Raw genomic sequence first — 16,580 nt, 5'->3', positions numbered from 1 at the left:
ACCTCCGGGTCATTCGGACGCAATCGGATATCCGCCTCCGCACCTGGCATCCAGAACCAAACGCCGGCTCCGAGTACCGCAACACATACCGCGCCGGTAACGACGACCTTTAGTCTTCTCATCAGTGCGTCGTACTGGCCAAGCCGTTGATGATGGGACAGTCCGGCCGATGGTCGCCCCGGCACTTATCGTGCAGGTCCTTGATTGTTTCCCGAAGGGCTTTCAATTCCTCGATCTTCGTTTCGACTTCTTCAAGGTGTTGGCCCGCGATCGCCTTGACATCGGCGCTCGCTCGGCTCCTGTCCTCGTAGAGCGAGAGCAGTTCGCGGCAAGCTTCAACCGTGAATCCCAAGCCGCGCGCCCGATGAATGAAGTTCAGTTTGTGGACATCCGTCTCACTATAGGCGCGATAGCCGTTTTCCTGACGTTTCGGCACAACCAGGCCGATTTCCTCATAGTAGTGCAAGGTCTTGACCGACATGCCGCTTGCCTCGGCGGCTTGACCCACGTTCATCATCTCACTTCTCCTCGATTGAGACGGTCCTAAGACGCAACGCGTTCCCTACGACGGAGAGCGAGCTCAGGCTCATGGCTGCCGCGGCGAAGATCGGCGAGATCAAAATTCCGAAGAACGGGTAGAGAACCCCCGCCGCCACCGGCACGCCGGCCGCGTTGTAGACCAAGGCAAAGAACAGGTTCTGTTTGATATTGCGCATGGTTGCTCGTGCCAAACGGCGGGCACGGACAATGCCGTTTAGGTCTCCCTTAACCAGGGTGAACCCAGCGCTTTCAATGGCGACGTCGGCGCCGGTTCCCATTGCAATACCGACATCGGCCTGGGCCAGCGCAGGCGCGTCGTTGACACCGTCTCCGGCCATGGCGACCTTACGGCCTTGATCTTGGAGATCCTTGATAATCCGCGCCTTATCCTCAGGCAGGACATCCGCGCGAATCTCGTCGATGCCCAGTCTGCCGGCCACGGCCTTCGCCGTGCGTTCATTGTCGCCAGTGGCCATAACGATGCGGAACCCTTCGGCGTGAAGGGCCTTGATCGCGCCGACGGTGGTTTCTTTGACGGGATCGGCGACGGCGATCAGGCCCGCGATTTCATTCCCGAGAATGACGAACATCACCGTTTCGCCTTGATCCCTGCGGCTATCCGCGGTGGCAGAGAGTGCATCGCCATCCAAACCAAGGTCAGCAGCAAGTTTGGCGTTGCCCAGCGCGACCTGTTTGCCGTCGATGATGCCCTTGACACCCTTGCCGGTGACGGCCTCGAAATTCTCTGCCTTGGCGAATTCGACGCCCCGTTCCTCGGCACCTGATACGATGGCCTCGGCCAGCGGGTGCTCTGAACCGCGCTCCAAACTTGCCGCAAGCCGCAAGACTTCCGCTTCGTCATGACCGTCGTTGGGAAGAACGGCGACCAGTTTGGGCTTGCCGACCGTCAACGTGCCGGTCTTGTCGACGATCAGCGTATCGACCTTGGCGAAGCGTTCCAAGGCTTCCGCGTTCTTGATCAGCACGCCCGCCTGGGCCCCTCGGCCGGTTGCCGTCATGATCGACATGGGTGTCGCTAGGCCCAGCGCACAAGGACAGGCGATGATCAACACGGCAACCGCCGAAACCAAACCATACGCCATAGCCGGTGCCGGCCCCCAGATGGACCATGCAATGAAGGCACCAATCGCGACCAAGATCACAACCGGGACGAACATGCCGGCGACAGAGTCAGCGACCTTTTGAATAGGAGCACGGGAACGCTGCGCATTCGCAACCATCTCAACGATCTGGCTCAGCATGGTATCGGATCCGACCCGCTTGGCCTCCATGACCAGACTGCCCGTACCATTGATGGTGGCGCCAGTCAGGTCATCGCCCTCCGTCTTCTCGACCGGGACCGGCTCCCCGGAAATCATGGACTCATCGATGCTTGAGCGGCCTTCCAGGACGACGCCGTCCACCGGAACCTTGTCACCGGGGCGGATGCGCAGCTTGTCGCCGACCTTGACGTCCTCGAGCGGGATTTCTTCTTCCGAGCCGTCATCGCGGATAACGCGGGCCGTCTTCGCCGCCATATCCAAAAGCGCCCGGATCGCGGCCCCCGTCCGGTCACGTGCGCCAAGTTCCATCATCTGCCCGAGTAGGACCAAAACGACGATAACCGCACCAGCCTCGAAATAAACGCCGACGTGACCGTCCGCGGACCTGAAACCATCGGGGAAGATATCGGGTGCCAGAACGGCGACGAGGCTGAACACGTAGGCTGCCCCCACGCCCATACCGATGAGGGTGAACATGTTGAGCGAGCGGTTCACGACCGACTTCACGCCGCGCACGAAGAATGGCCAGCCGGACCAAAGAATCACGGGCGTTCCGAGGATCAACTCGATCCAAAGTGCCGCACGTTCGCCGACCGCCTCACGGATGAACCCAAGCCCGACGAACGGCCCCATGGTCAGGACCAGCAACGGCACGGTCAGAATAGCCCCCACCCAAAACCGCCGGGTGAAGTCGATCAGTTCAAGATTAGGCCCTTCTTCGCCTGTCGGCACCCCTATGGGCTCCAATGCCATGCCGCAGATGGGGCAATCGCCGGGAGCGTCCCGGACAATTTCGGGATGCATGGGGCAGGTGTATTTGGTGCCAACGGGGGAATTCTCGGCAGCCTTTTCGTGAGCGCCAGAGAGATAATGGTCGGGATCAGCCTTGAACTTACCGAGACATTTCTCGGAACAGAAATGATATGTCGACCCGTTATGGTCGAACCGCGGTTTTCCCGCGTTAGGATCGACCGTCATGCCGCATACAGGGTCTTTCACCGCAGCCGGCGCATGGTGATGCCCATGGCCGCCGCACGAACCATGGCCGGAGCAACAATTGTGGCCTTGGAGTTTGTGGGACTCCGCAGCGGTTTCTACCTGCTTACGTTCGCCTTCACCCTGTTTGGAATGCTGATCCATCACTAAATTCCTCTCACGTTGCTCAAGAGCCCCGGTTGAACTGATGATGGAATTTTGAGGCCTCCAGCAACAGGAGGGTCAAGCAAGAATTTTCACTCTCAAGCGCCATTTCGCCTGGCACCAAGGCGCACCGAATTCAGCCGGTACGGCGGAGGAAAAGCTTTTCCCCAAAGAAAACGAGGGCAATACCGACCGCCGCGGAATAGATCACCGTCATGTCGGACTGCGCCTTGATCACCAACAGCGCACCGAGCACGACGACATCCATGACAATGGCGATGATAAGCACTGTCGCCGAGGCGTTCACTTCCTTGCGCAAATGGCGCAGAACGCCCCAATGAACGACGATGTCCATAACGATGTAGAAGATAGCACCCAGCGCAGCGATGCGGCCGAGGTCAAAGAACGCGGTCAAAAGCATCGCCAGTACGATGGTGTAGACGAGGGTGTGCCTCTGGATATCCCCCGGCATGCCGAAATGGCTGTGTGGCACCAGCTTCATATCGGTCAGCATTGCGAGCATACGCGAGACTGCGAAAACGCTGGCGATCACGCCCGATACCGTCGCGATAATGGCGAAAGCAACCGTAAACCATAGACCCGTTTTTCCGAAGGCAGGACGCGCGGCCTCAGCCAAAGCGAAGTCGCGCGCACGAACGATCTCCTCAATGGTCAAATTCCCCCCAACCGCAAGTGCCACCAGGAAATAGATGACGACGCAGATGACAATGGAGACGATGATGGCGCGGCCGACGTTCTTGTTCGGCTCGACAATCTCCCCACCACTATTTGTGATCGTTGTGAACCCCTTGTAGGCAAGGATCGCCAGGGCCGTGGCGCCGAGGAAGCCGCCGGCGCTGGTCGTTGCCGGATCGACAGAGACGCTCTTGAACGTGAACCCGGTGAGCCAAAGCCCGCCCACGGCGAACACGGCAATCCCGCCGATCTTGAGAAATGCCATGACGAAGGAAAATGTCTGGATAAAGCGGTTGCTGAGAACGTTCACAAAGAAGGCAAAAGTCAGCAGTCCGATCCCCATTGCAGGTACCAACCAATTTTTGTCTGCATCGACGTCAAACAGTTGCAGCGTGTAGGTGCCGAATGTCCGTGCAACCAAGCTCTCGTTGATAACCATGGAGAAATACATCAGGAGCCCGCAGGCGCCGGTCATCATGGTCTTGCCGTAGGCTTTCTCCAGGAACATGGCGATGCCACCAGCCGACGGATAGGCATTCGACATCTTGACGTAAGAATAGGCGCTAAATCCTACGATGATCGCCGCCGCGAGAAAGGCGAAAGGGAACCATTCGCCTGCGAGTTCGGCGACCTGGCCGGTCAGCGCGAAAATCCCAGCACCGATCATGACGCCTGTTCCCAAGGAAACGGCACCGGTCAGCGACAGGCTGTTCTCTTGATATTTGGCCGAGCGATCGTGACTGCCGTGCCCTTCGTGGCCGTGCGGATCGGTCATATCGCTTTATCCCGGTTTTGCCGTCATGAATGGGCACCGCCATGGTAGCGCACTTCGAGTTTGCTATCCGGCGGTACTGTCTTCCCGAGATTTACGCTGAACCGCGAGACCTTAAGTGCCGTCGTGATCCTTCTTCCCCGATCCGTGAAGGCCGCCCAACTCGCGTCGGGCTCGGCACCGCTATCGGTGGCTCGGACATGAATATGCCCTCGGCGGAGCCCTGCGCTTCCGAACTGCATCAACCTTCCGGTCAGCACGTAGCCATCTTCCGTCTGCCACGCCTGCAACTGGTCGACTTCCGCTACGGACGAGTTGCCGACAGGTACCAGAACGGCCTTTTCAAAGAGTTTCCCCGGCCCGAAGCTCGCGCAGGCCGCCAGGATAGGTGCGGCAACAAAGATGGAGGCGATCGCCAACTTGGATGTCATTTTACATCTCCTTCCCAAAGACTGATGAAAATCCTGAAGCATCCTGTAGGAGGAGGGTCAACACCAAGTATTCCGAAAAATATCAATCATGCGTGATCGTTCCGGACCCGATAGTCGCATACTGAAGAACCAGAACACCAATCACGGCGGACAACAGCGACCCGGATAGAACCGCAAGTTTCGCTGACGACAGCACCGCCGGGTCCGGAAATGCCCGTGTGGCGATAAACAAGCTCATGGTGAATCCGATCCCCGCAAGAATCGAAACACCGAATACCTGCATCCAGTTAACACGTTCCGGCAAACGGCAAAGACCAGAACGAACCGCGAGAAATGCTGCACCGAATATGCCGACCTGTTTCCCTAGGAACAACCCCAGGACGATCCCAAGCCAAACCCCTTCGCTGCTGCTGGAAAATGCCTTCTCGTCCAAAACCACGCCGGAATTGAAAAACACGAATAAGGGAACGACGAGCAGGGAGCTCCACAAATGGAGGGTGTTTTCAGCGGAACGCAGAGGGGATTTGGACTTTGTCCGGTCTCCGTGCATGGGAACGGCGGCCGCAATTATAACCCCTGCAAGAGCAGCCTCGACACCCGCTTTCAACATGCCTACCCACAGAACCGCTCCGACGATGATGTATGCAACAGGGTTAGTAACCTTCCAGCGATTAAGTGCGAACAGCCCGACAATCGCAGCCAACCCGACCACCGCCGGTACCGGGGAAAAATGCTCACCATAAAATACACCGATGATGATGACCGCCCCGATGTCATCGAACACGGCGAGAGCCGTCAGAAAGACTTTCAGTCCAATCGGCACACGCGGCCCCATCAGCGAGAGAATGCTTAGAGCGAGCACAATGTCGGTCGCAGTCGGCACCGCCCAACCACGTATGCCCACAGCGTCACCCTGATTGAAAGACGCATAGACGATCGCGGGCACCGCCATGCCTCCCAGCGCCGCGAAAGCTGGTAGCGCCGCACTCCGCAAGGTGTTGAGCTGCCCTTCGAGAACCTGCTGTTTGATTTCGAAACCGATGATGACAAAAAAGATCACCATGAGGCCCTGATTAATCCAGTAAACCATTGGGCCTTCGATGAGGAGTTCGCCAATGCGCAAGTGGACCGGCGTGTGATGGACGGCCTGATACAATGCTGCGAGGGGTGAATTGGCAGCGACCAAAGCAAGCGCCATGAATGCAAGCATGACGATGCCGGCACCTTGATCACTGCGAAGCAGGCTTTTCATTTATTCTCTCAGAAACAGAGGTTGGAGGAATGCACACGGCCACTTCACATGTTGTGTGGCCGGTATCCAATTCCGTTAGCGGTCTGCAACTCGCGAATGTAGCGGACAATGGCCCCGATATCCGCCTCGCTCACCTGTGGCTGCGGCGGCATGTCACCGAACGGCCAATGATGTTGCCGCACGCCCCGCTGGGCCGCGAGCACGAACGCATAGTCTGCATGATGGCCCGGATTGTAGATGTCATGCACCAGAGGCGGCCCCTTGTCAGATCCGGCGGCGTTAGCACCGTGGCACTGAGCGCAGGTCGCATCGAACGCCGCCTTGCCGGCCTTCGCCGGCTGCGACAGCGTGGGCACCTTCACCGAAACAACTGTGTCTGCCCGTTCCATGGAGAAAATCGTCCAACCGATGATGGCAATGCCGCCTATGACAAACGCACTCACAAAGATGGCGGGCACCTTGTCCATGATCTTCACTACTCCACCTCCACGGCGACGACTTCTCTGGTGTTCAACAGCTCTGCCCGATCATTCTATTCATCCCCAGCCGTGCGTGGATGCGTGCGGTGTGAAATCGACGGCGCCGCCGATTGCTGTTGCCCGCCGGTATGGCCATACAGAATCACCGGTTTGCCGGTTCCACCATCAACCACGATGGTGTTGACTTGAAACGCATGGTTCCGGTTGCCGCCAGGAGCCATCACGGTCACGGCATAACGAGTGCCTGACGCGCTCTCCACAGGTGTTATTTTCAGAACCGTAACACCGTAGTCAGCGGCGACTTTATTTCGAATTTCGTCCGCACTCATCTCAGCCCGCGCGCTAGATACCGCCGTAACTGAGACCACCGCCACCGCCACCGCCGCCACTACGAAGATCCGGAAAGCGAGACCATATCGACGAAAAGCGTGCGCCCCGCCGATCAACTTTGTTCTCATAACAAATCCTTCCATTTCCAATGTCATCCGATAACCAATTTCTCAGGGTTGGGGAAAGCATATGGCGGCACGACCAGATTGCGCGGCGCCGGCCCTTTCCTGATGCGGCCGGAGGTGTCGTAGTGAGACCCATGACAGGGGCAAAACCAGCCGCCGAAATCACCTCGCCGGCTCCCTTCTCGCTGACCAAGGGGAATGCAGCCCAGATGTGTGCAAATCCCAACGACAATTAACCACTCTTCCCTTTGGACCCGGTCCGCATCCTTCTCCGGATCCGGCAAGGCCGCGCCATCATCTGCCTTCGCTTTTGTAACGGCCTCCGGAGTACGACGATCCACAAATACCGGCTTGCCTTGCCAAACAACCGTAATCCGCTGGCCGCGCTCAATAGGCTGCAGGTTCAAGTCTGTCGATGCGAGCGCGAGCGTGTCGGATGCCGGATTAAGGCTGTCGATCAACGGCCAAACCGACAAAGCCACGCCGGTAGCTGCGAGCGTCGATGTTGAGACGATCAGAAAATCGCGTCTCGACCGCTCGTCAATCCTGAGGCTTTCAATATGTCCTTCTGATTTCATCATCGTGAAACAACCTGCTCACTTAGCTTGGTCGTTAACCCCGGATGCGGTTATGTCGTCGTATCGACCAAGTCCCCAAACCGAGGGATAAACGCCGGAACCCTGGACCGGTAGTCTTCGTATTCAGCGCCGAACTCCTTCAGCGCTGTCTGTTCCTCCGCATATGCCAGCCGGACGTACATCCAGACGAGGACCGGGAACATCGCCAGCGTCAGAACCGTCGGCCACTGAAAAAGGAATCCGATCATAATGGCGATAAATCCAACGTACTGCGGGTGACGGACCTTCGCATAAGCGCCCGTCCTCGCCAGCGTGCCGGATTTCTGCGCCTGGTAAAGAACGCGCCAGGCGGACGAAATCAGCGCGAATCCCGCCAGGATGAACGCGAAGCTCAGAATATGGAATGGACCGAAATGCGGGTTGCCCTGCCAGCCGAAGATCATCTCGGGCAGGTGGCCCGAATCATGAGCTAACCAGTCGATCCCCGGATAATTGCTCTGAAGCCAGCCCGATAGAAGGTAGATGGTCAGCGGAAAGCCATACATCTCAGTGAACAACGCGACCAGGAACGCGCTGAACGCCCCGAAGGACCGCCAGTCCGTTGCCGTCTGTGGCTTGAAGAAACTGAAAGCAAACATGATAAATACTGCGGAGTTAATGATCACAAGGGACCAAAGACCGTATGCGTTAGTTGTCTCGCTCATGCGCTTGGTCCTCCACGATTATTGCCTTCGTCCCGACCGCCCTCGGTCTTCCCTTCCGATTGGTGGCCTTCGTGCCCCTTGTGGCCGCCATGGCCATCGTGCCCGTGGTGCATAAAGAGGTGCATCAAGGGACACAGAAGAATAAGAAGCCATGGAAGATACGGTAACGCACTGGCCACGTGCGCCTGATGCTCGGTCCAGAGAAAGTATCCGGCAACACCGAGAAACCCAGCAAGGACCAAGCCGCTTCGCGAAAACAACCCGCTCAATATGCCGTTGGAATGTCTTTCAGCCATTTTATCGCCCTCCAACTGAAGCCCACTACTGAACTAACTGATGTCCCTTGCCGCCGACGTCGATCGTGCCGGTCAGTTTCAGGGTCTTCGCATCGACAACCCATAGCTTCGGCAGTTCGACGCTCGAGACATAGATCACGCCTTGGCCCTTGATCACCGCCAGATGGTAGGGTTGCGGTGCCAACGTCAGTTCGCGCCGGTCACCGGAACTCAGATCGATCGCAATGAGCTTGTCCGCGCCCTTGGCGCTCACAAAAAGCGTCCGGCCGTCCTCAGACACGTCGATGCCGTGCGGATCCTCACCGCCCTTTAAAACCTTGGCAACGGCAAGGTGCTTAAGGTCAATGACCGACACAGTGCCGTCGCCAACGTTGTTGACGAACATCTTTCCGAGATCATCTCGAACAACGAGGTGCTCCGGGGCTTCTCCAACCTTCACCCTGTCGGAAACCCGCCAGTTGGCCGTGCGCACAATGCTGACGGAGTTGTCACCGGAATCGCTGACGTAAAGGCGGGCTCCGTCCTGAGAAAAGGCGGCATAATTGGGCACGGCCCCGGTCTTGACGGTCGCAACGACCGTGAACGTCCGAATATCGATCACGGACACCGCGTCCTGATTGGGATGGGTCACAGCGGCGTAGGAACCATTGGGCGACGCGGCAACATGATGAACCCCACCCGGAACGTCAACCCGACGAACCACGGAACGATCCTTAACCTTGATGAAGTTTACGCGGCTTATGACGGCGCTCTTCGCCACCGGTCGGCTTGCTGGTTTCGCGTGATGCGCGGCATGGTCTTCCGCCGACACACCCGCAGGCCGTTCAGGTATTGTGGCGCCGGGTTCGACCTCCGTGAAGCTGCCGGCGATAAGGAGCTTCCCGTCGGGCGTCTTGGCAAGCCCGTGGACAGCCGGTACGCCGGTGATGCGCTCGACGACCTTGTTTGTATCGACATCGATAACCGCGATTTCATTGTTGCCGCCCATGGGGACAAAAACCACATTCCGTTCTCCGGCTGAGGCCGAGGAAAGCGCAGCCATCGCGAAATAGGCCGCCATGATAAGAAAACCCAATCCTGTTGCGCGGGCCTCCGAAACTCGACTGATCGATTGCTGAAACATAACCCTCTCCATTCGCTCAAAACCGAATAAATCTTTGTATGAGAGCTCCGGCAGCAGGAGGGTCAAGTCAAAATTTTCTGCCTCGGTCGCAAACAGCCCCGCGACCAAATCTCAATGAAAAACCATGCCCTCAATATGAAATCCGGCGTCGACGTGGAGCGTTTCACCTGTAATGGCGGAAGAATAATCGCTCGCCAACATCAATGCGGCGCGTCCAACTTCACAGGATTCGACGGTTCTCCGAAGCGGCGCCTTTCGCACCGTTTCATTCAGGAGTTCGTCGAAATGCTCAATCCCGGAAGCAGCGCGTGTTGCCACAGCGCCCGCCGAGATGGCGTTCACTCTAATGGAAGAGCGTCCGAGTTCATGTGCCAAGTACCGAACTGATGCTTCGAGAGCAGCCTTCACAGGCCCCATGACATTGTAGTGATCAACCACCTTCTCAGCACCGTAGTAGCTTAGAGTCATCAGGCTGCCGCCCTCTTGCATCAATGGCTCGGCAAGCTTGGCCATGCGGATAAAGGAATGACAAGATATCAACATTGATTCAGCGAACCCATCGCTCGAACAGTCGGTCAGCCTGCCATGCAGATCCTCTTTCCGGGCCCAAGCGATCGAATGCAGAAGAAAATCCAGTCGACCCCATTTTTCCGCTATCGTGTCAAACAACTTTTCCAACTGCCCGGGGACGGAGACGTCACAGGGAAGGAAAACCGGGGTTTCGATTTCGCGGGCAAGCGGCTCAACAAACGGCATCGCCTTGTCGTTCAGGTAGGAGATCGCCAGTTCGGCGCCGGCATTCCGGAAACGCTGCGCCGCCGACCAAGCAAGGCTGTGCTCGTTGGCAATACCAACGACCAGTCCTTTCCGGCCATTCAAATCTATGACTTCCATTCTCTGATACTCCTCCTGCAGTTCGAGCGAGTGAACCAATCTCACGTCGCCATCAATTCACTGCATATAGACATATGTCCCAGGGGCATCGCAGAGCGGTTTATAGCCTTTCCGCGCAGCCCCCATTCGAGGCGGGTCGACCAGTACTCCCGAATTCGTCGCAAGCCACTTCCGCCAACAGGGCCACCAAGATCCTTCATGATTGTCCGCCTGTGACTGCCAGGAATCAGGATCGAGATAGGCTTCGAGATCATCGTGAGCGGCGATTTGGTGGGATCGCTTCGCGTTGCCTGGCGGATTAACGACGCCGGCATTGTGACCACCAGTAGATAGAACAAAGGTGACATCGGCGTTGGTCTGAGCATGGATTTTATATACGGAGCGCCACGGAGCGATATGATCGGACAAAGTACTGACCGCAAAAATCGGAATACGGATGTCCCGCAATGAGATTGCTCGACCGTCGATGACATAGCGCTCGTCGGCAAGGTCATTATTCAGGAAGAGCTTACGGAGATACTCCGAATGCATTTTCGACGGCATCCGTGTTGCATCTGCGTTCCAGGCCATCAGGTCAATCATAGGCAGTCGTTCGCCGAACAGGTATGCGTTCACCATGCTTGACCATATAAGGTCGTTGGAGCGCAGGAGCTGAAAAGCGCCAGCCATTTGCTTGGTGTCCAGGTATCCTGTCTCTGCCATAATATTCTCGAGAAAGTTGACCTGAGCCTCATCGATAAACAGCATAAGTTCGCCAGCCTCGGTAAAGTCGGTTTGCGCGGCGAATAATGTCAAGGATACCAAACGACGATCATCCTCACGGGCCATCCACGCAGCCGCGATAGCCATAAGAGTGCCGCCGAGACAATATCCGACGCCGTGGATGCCCCTCCCAGGCATGATCGCAGAGATCGCATCAAGCGCCGCCATCACACCAAATAAACGGTAATCTTCCAGACTGAGCTCGCGGTCCTCCACCGACGGGTTCTTCCAGGAGATGATGAATACCGTGTGTCCCTGCTCGACAAGAAACCTGACCAGTGAATTTTCAGGGCTGAGGTCGAGGATGTAGTACTTCATTATCCAAGCCGGTGTGATCAGGATCGGCTCTGGATAAACCTTTCCGGATGCTGGCGTGTATTGGATAAGTTCAATCAATTCGTTGCGGAAAATGACCTTTCCTGGCGTGACTGCCAGATTGCGCCCAATCTGGAACTGCTTTGCCGCGGACGGGCGTTCACCCTGAAGGGCAAGTTTCCAATCCTCTACAAAATTCAGCGCCCCCTGAACCAGGTTTTGACCGCTGCTTTCCAGCGTCGCCTTTCGAAACTCCGGATTGGTCGCCGGGTAATTCGCCGGCGAAACAACGTCAAGTAGTTGGCGGGCGACGAAGGAAACTACCTGTTCATGATGTTTAGAGACGCCGGGAACCTGGGTCGTGGCGTTGTGCCACCACTGCTGGGTAAGAAGGAACCCTTGGTAGGAAAGCCGATAAGGCCAATCCTGCCATTCCTCGGCCGCGAACCGCTTGTCATGAGGCAAGGGAGCGATGCATGGTGCGCATTGAGGGTCGCAACAGGCACTATGGCTGAATTCGATATACCGCAAAAACTTTCGTTGTGCCTTGAGCACAAGTTCAATCTGCTTGTCCGGCGACATAAGGAGATGTTGAGCCCAATCGATGTACGCCTGAGAGAGAGCTGTAGGGCTGATCCCACCGGTTACCCGCCCAAGCGCAGCATTCAGCGGTTGGTCCAACGAAGGGTGGGTTTTGGGGGCATACTTGAGATCAGGCGCCTCACACTCCAGGCCATTCTTCATTTTGTTCATGGTCGCACACATCGTTCACGCTCCAATAGGACAACAGGCGCTTTCGGGTTGGGCTGCACAGTGAATCGCAGACTCGAGCTCTTCCTCGCGCCCTTGTTGTCGTTGAGCCGCCGATGACTGATGCATTAGGACGGCAAGCGCCATTGCCGCCAAGCGCGCCTGGGTCGGATCGGCACGCGAACTTAGGACGACCGGCGCGGACAATCCCAATACGATACCCGCCGCCGTGGCGCCTGCCAGATATTCTAGATTCTTGGCCAAGATGTTGCCGGATATGAGATCGGGAACGAGGAGAATATCGACATCTCCCGCGACCTCGGACACGATCCCCTTCACCTTTGCAGCGTCACTCGAGATCGCATTATCAAAGGCCATGGGGCCATCAATGACAGCGCCAGAGATTTGCCCCCGTCTTGCCATCAACGCGAGGCAAGCCGCGTCCACCGTCGATACAATCGCCGGATTCACCGTTTCAACAGCCGAGAGCACTGCGACCTTGGGTCTAGCGACGCCAAGGAGATGAAAGAGCGAGATGGCGTTCTGAAGAATTTGCGCCTTCGCGTTTAGGTCCGGAGAAATGTTTATCGCCGCATCTGTAATCGCCAACAGTTTCGGATAGGTCGGGATATCGACCACAAATACGTGACTGACACGCTGGCCGGGCAGTCTGAGCCCGCGATCAGAATCGAGAACCGCCCGCATCAATGCGTCTGTGTGAATTCGCCCTTTCATGAGTGCATCTGCTCGTCCACCACGAACGAGGTCAACGCCAACCCGAGCCGCTTCCTCCGCTTCTATTGCAGTGATGATTTCAACACCGGTGATATCGGCGTCAATTTCACCCGCGCATGCAATAATCTCGTCCGGCGCACCGATGAGGAGCGGCACAATAAGACCGGCCTTCCGCGCTTGCGCCACAGACTGAAGAACAAGCGTCTGGTCTGCTGCAATCACGGCCATTCGGATCGGCGGAAGCTTTTCTGCACGCTCAACCAGTTCTTCGAGCCCCTCAGCATGACTATGCACAGGCATTTAGTTCCCCTTTCCCCGAGGCGCTTTCCAAAACCGTCCGGACATGCCGAGCGATCACTGATTCCTCATCCGTGTCGAACGCATCAATGGGGACGCGGCTCCGATCAGTAGATACGACCGGAAGGTTTTGGGCATTTCTATCTGGGTCGATTTCGACCCCCAAATAGGACAATCCATCACAAATTCGCGCGCGGATTTCAGGCGAATTCGCACCAATTCCACCGGTGAAGACGAGCCGGTCGAGGCCACCGAGAGACGCTGTCTGCGCGGCTAGATGCCTGCGAGCGTGATGGCAGAAAAACTCGATCGCCTCAGCCGCCTCGGGTAAATCCTGTTGCGCCAGAAGATCTCGCATGTTCCGGCTTAGGCCGGATCGACCGAGCACCCCGGATTCACGATAAAGGATATGCTGCAGTTCGGCGGGGGTTAGGTTCTTTTCCATCAGAAGGTAAAGGACGGCACCGGGATCGAGATCTCCAGGTCGCGTCCCCATGGGAAGGCCCGCTAAGGTGCTGAACCCCATTGAGGTTTCGATGCTCCGTCCCCCCTTGATCGCCGTCATGGACGCGCCGTTGCCCAAATGCGCGGCAACGATCTTCCCGTCCGCCGCCTCATCGCCGTGCCAACGACGCACTTGCTCGACAACGTACTCATAGGACAGGCCGTGAAAACCGAACCGGCGTATGCTGTCGTCATCGAACCGGCGAGGCAGTCCGGTCAACTGTGCAACGCGCGGAAGTCCATGGTGAAACGCCGTGTCGAAACAGGCGACCTGCGGAAGCTCCGGACAACGCAATTTCACCGCCTTGATACCCGTCAGGTTATGCGGGAGATGCAATGGGGCAAGAGGGATCAGTCGGCTTAGGCGATCTTCCAAGTCGGAAGTGATGATGAGCGAGCAATCGCATTCTTCACCGCCATGGACGATACGGTGCCCGACGGACACAGGCATGTATTGGGTGCCCTGAAGCCAGTCGAGGAGCGCGTCGATGGCGGCAGCGTGACTTTCAACTTCGAGTGTCTCGTCTAAAATGGTCGCGCCAGAACCATCCAACACTGAAAACCGGCCGGCACCTATGCCGATCCGCTCGACCGCGCCACGCGCAATCCGCACAGAACTCTCGAACTCAGGAGAAAATAGCGCAAATTTTACGCTTGATGACCCACAGTTAATAACAATGATCGCCTCTTCAACCATCATCACGGCTCACCTTGGCTAGGCTTTTTATGCTGAGCTCAAATGGGTTTCGACTGTAAAGCAGGCGAAACACCTGCTCATTGCCCGCATCATGAAGCTCTCGGACGGTCTCCATTGCCTCGGCTACACGGCCAAAAAACTCCTGTTCATACATTATCATTGGATGCGCGTCGGGCATCGGACGTCTTTCTTTTTTGACCACGTCGGCAAGACCCGCGACTACCCTCATCCATGGGTTAAAGACTTCAGAGAATACGTAGCGGCTCATGCGCATTGGGTGCTGCCATTTGAGAGATTCCGCGATCCAGGGATTTGTTGCGGCTTGCACCCAAGGGCTCACGAACGTCCGATAGAAAGCTTCATTCGCCTCCGACACTGCTCGAACCCGTTCGAAAGATTCCGGTTGTTTCGCAAAGTCGATGTCCTCGACTTTGCGCTCTATGAACCGGACGGAAAATTGCGGTTTATGGCAGTCCGGATCGCCGCTCGGGTTGTCGATTTGCATCTCATAGAGCCCGGGATTCAACTCTTCGATCTCATCAAGGCTTTCAAGGATCGCGCGGTGTTCAAGCCGAGCGACCTTGGCCGAGACGAATATCCCGAGATGCCCGACATGCGGGTTCGTCAAATAGACGATACGTTGCCCTGCGCGCTTCAGGTCATCCGTATCCTTGTACACGGCCGGGATCCATCCCAAGGCCTGGTGCGGCGGGGTGATATTGTCGCCGTAGGAGGAGAAGATCACGAGCGGGTTTCGAATTCGCCGAAGGTCAGCGGTACAGCCGTTGCAAATTCGGAATTCGCCATTTTCAAGTTTATTGCCGATGAACAGGTTTTCGACGATCGCGACGATTTCCTCGCGGCTCATGAAATAGAACCCGTTCCACCATCGTTCAAATTCAAGAAACCGCTCGCGCTCCGTATCGACCTTGGCGAACAGTCCGGCGTACTTTTCCCAGATTGCCTTTTCCGGCTTCAGATTCTCAAAATTCTGCGCAAGCCACGCGCCATCGAAACGCCCGTCACCGAGATCGGCGGCAAGATGTGCGAGCCAAACGCCACCGAGAAGCCCGCCGGTTATCCGCATCGGATTAACGCCGGCTTCCCCCGCCCAATAGGACATTGGCGAGCCGTTAAGCACAGCCGGGCCGACCAAGCCCTCGCAATCCGCGGATAGAAGCGCCACCGCCCAACCGGCTTGGCAGTTTCCATACAATATGGGAGGTGTTTTAGGGTGGCGCTGAGCAACCTCATCGACGAAACGCCGGAGGGCATGCAACACGTCCGCAAGCGTCTGGCCAGGCGATGGTTCGGGATAGAACATTACGAAGTAAACCGGGTGACCTTCGTGCAGGGCCATGCCGACTTCGGAGTCGTGTTTGAATCCTCCGATACCCGGTCCGTGCCCTGCGCGTGGATCGATAACGATAACCGGGGGCTTTTCTGGATCAACACAGTCTTCCCAGCAATCCTCGCCAACTTCCGTGATCTGCAACAGCGCGTAATTTGAAGGTGACTCAAAATCGCGCCCATCAAGGATCATCTCATATTTGAAATCGAGCAAAGGCGGCAGGCCAGCGCGCTCATGGTCCAACATGTTGTTGGCGCGTTCACGAAGCGTGTCCAGAAACAGTATCGACCGCTGCCAGAGATCTCGCCCATATTCGGAAGCCTGGACTACCTTTTCTTCCGGAACGCCTAACAGTTCCGGCGATGCCTGATTCGCTCGACTAGATTGCGCTGCGTTTCCGACCTTGGTGGTCGAATCTCCCGCGTTCCCCCGGACTGCATGCCTTCGTTTCGTTGTTTCGTTCATCGGGAATACACCTCTGCAGAACCTTGCTGGTCACTTGGGGTTTGCCATCCGAATTTATGGC

The 16,580-nt window shown here is 56.9% G+C and carries 16 protein-coding genes; all 16 read right to left on the bottom strand.

Annotated elements, in window-relative coordinates; translation table 11 throughout:
* Positions 1-121: 121 nt before the first annotated feature.
* The 16 genes from cueR to RJ527_14095 all read right to left on the bottom strand — a co-directional run bounded on the left by cueR (position 122) and on the right by RJ527_14095 (position 16,519).
* Entirely contained in the window at positions 122-517 is a 396-nt protein-coding gene (gene cueR, locus RJ527_14170) for a Cu(I)-responsive transcriptional regulator (GenBank protein WND75171.1), read from the bottom strand.
* 1 nt (position 518) lies between these two features.
* Complete coding sequence (locus tag RJ527_14165; GenBank protein WND78067.1) at positions 519-2,801, bottom strand: heavy metal translocating P-type ATPase; 2,283 nt, start codon at positions 2,799-2,801, stop codon at positions 519-521.
* Positions 2,802-3,099: 298 nt separating this feature from the next.
* Positions 3,100-4,434: an APC family permease gene (locus RJ527_14160; protein WND75170.1), complete on the bottom strand. Its 1,335-nt coding sequence runs from the start codon at positions 4,432-4,434 to the stop codon at positions 3,100-3,102.
* A 23-nt stretch (positions 4,435-4,457) separates the two neighbouring features.
* Entirely contained in the window at positions 4,458-4,862 is a 405-nt protein-coding gene (locus tag RJ527_14155) for a hypothetical protein (protein ID WND75169.1), read from the bottom strand.
* 82 nt (positions 4,863-4,944) lie between these two features.
* The gene (gene nhaA / locus RJ527_14150; GenBank protein ID WND75168.1) at positions 4,945-6,114 is read right to left on the bottom strand and encodes a Na+/H+ antiporter NhaA; all 1,170 of its coding nucleotides are present in this window, start codon (positions 6,112-6,114) and stop codon (positions 4,945-4,947) included.
* 44 nt (positions 6,115-6,158) lie between these two features.
* The gene (locus RJ527_14145; protein WND78066.1) at positions 6,159-6,581 is read right to left on the bottom strand and encodes a cytochrome c; all 423 of its coding nucleotides are present in this window, start codon (positions 6,579-6,581) and stop codon (positions 6,159-6,161) included.
* A gap of 65 nt (positions 6,582-6,646) precedes the next feature.
* A complete protein-coding gene (locus tag RJ527_14140; protein ID WND75167.1) occupies positions 6,647-7,078 on the bottom strand; it encodes a hypothetical protein in 432 nt (143 codons plus the stop codon).
* Complete coding sequence (gene petA / locus RJ527_14135; GenBank protein WND78065.1) at positions 7,075-7,626, bottom strand: ubiquinol-cytochrome c reductase iron-sulfur subunit; 552 nt, start codon at positions 7,624-7,626, stop codon at positions 7,075-7,077. Before petA ends, RJ527_14140 begins: the two co-directional genes overlap by 4 nt.
* A gap of 50 nt (positions 7,627-7,676) precedes the next feature.
* A complete protein-coding gene (locus RJ527_14130) occupies positions 7,677-8,330 on the bottom strand; it encodes an isoprenylcysteine carboxylmethyltransferase family protein (GenBank protein ID WND75166.1) in 654 nt (217 codons plus the stop codon).
* A complete protein-coding gene (locus RJ527_14125) occupies positions 8,327-8,572 on the bottom strand; it encodes a DUF2933 domain-containing protein (GenBank protein WND78064.1) in 246 nt (81 codons plus the stop codon). Before RJ527_14125 ends, RJ527_14130 begins: the two co-directional genes overlap by 4 nt.
* A gap of 79 nt (positions 8,573-8,651) precedes the next feature.
* The gene (locus RJ527_14120) at positions 8,652-9,815 is read right to left on the bottom strand and encodes a YncE family protein (GenBank protein WND75165.1); all 1,164 of its coding nucleotides are present in this window, start codon (positions 9,813-9,815) and stop codon (positions 8,652-8,654) included.
* A 45-nt stretch (positions 9,816-9,860) separates the two neighbouring features.
* On the bottom strand, positions 9,861-10,643 hold the full coding sequence (gene fabI / locus RJ527_14115; GenBank protein ID WND75164.1) for an enoyl-ACP reductase FabI: 783 nt from the start codon (positions 10,641-10,643) through the stop codon (positions 9,861-9,863).
* A 57-nt stretch (positions 10,644-10,700) separates the two neighbouring features.
* A complete protein-coding gene (locus RJ527_14110; GenBank protein ID WND75163.1) occupies positions 10,701-12,473 on the bottom strand; it encodes an alpha/beta fold hydrolase in 1,773 nt (590 codons plus the stop codon).
* A 15-nt stretch (positions 12,474-12,488) separates the two neighbouring features.
* Positions 12,489-13,505 (bottom strand): bifunctional enoyl-CoA hydratase/phosphate acetyltransferase, encoded by a 1,017-nt coding sequence (locus RJ527_14105; protein ID WND75162.1) that lies wholly within the window; start codon positions 13,503-13,505, stop codon positions 12,489-12,491.
* Positions 13,492-14,706 carry an acetate/propionate family kinase gene (locus RJ527_14100; GenBank protein ID WND75161.1) on the bottom strand — a complete coding sequence of 405 codons (1,215 nt, stop codon included), beginning with the start codon at positions 14,704-14,706 and terminating at the stop codon, positions 13,492-13,494. Before RJ527_14100 ends, RJ527_14105 begins: the two co-directional genes overlap by 14 nt.
* Positions 14,696-16,519 carry a DUF3141 domain-containing protein gene (locus RJ527_14095; protein WND75160.1) on the bottom strand — a complete coding sequence of 608 codons (1,824 nt, stop codon included), beginning with the start codon at positions 16,517-16,519 and terminating at the stop codon, positions 14,696-14,698. The genes RJ527_14100 and RJ527_14095 overlap by 11 nt, the downstream gene beginning before the upstream one ends.
* Positions 16,520-16,580: the final 61 nt, after the last annotated feature.

The sequence above is a fragment of the Thalassospiraceae bacterium LMO-SO8 genome, from assembly GCA_031655335.1.
In the GTDB taxonomy this organism is placed as follows: domain Bacteria; phylum Pseudomonadota; class Alphaproteobacteria; order Rhodospirillales; family Casp-alpha2; genus UBA1479.
Note: the sequence above shows the minus strand (reverse complement) of the source record. Positions and strands in the feature narration are given on the sequence as shown.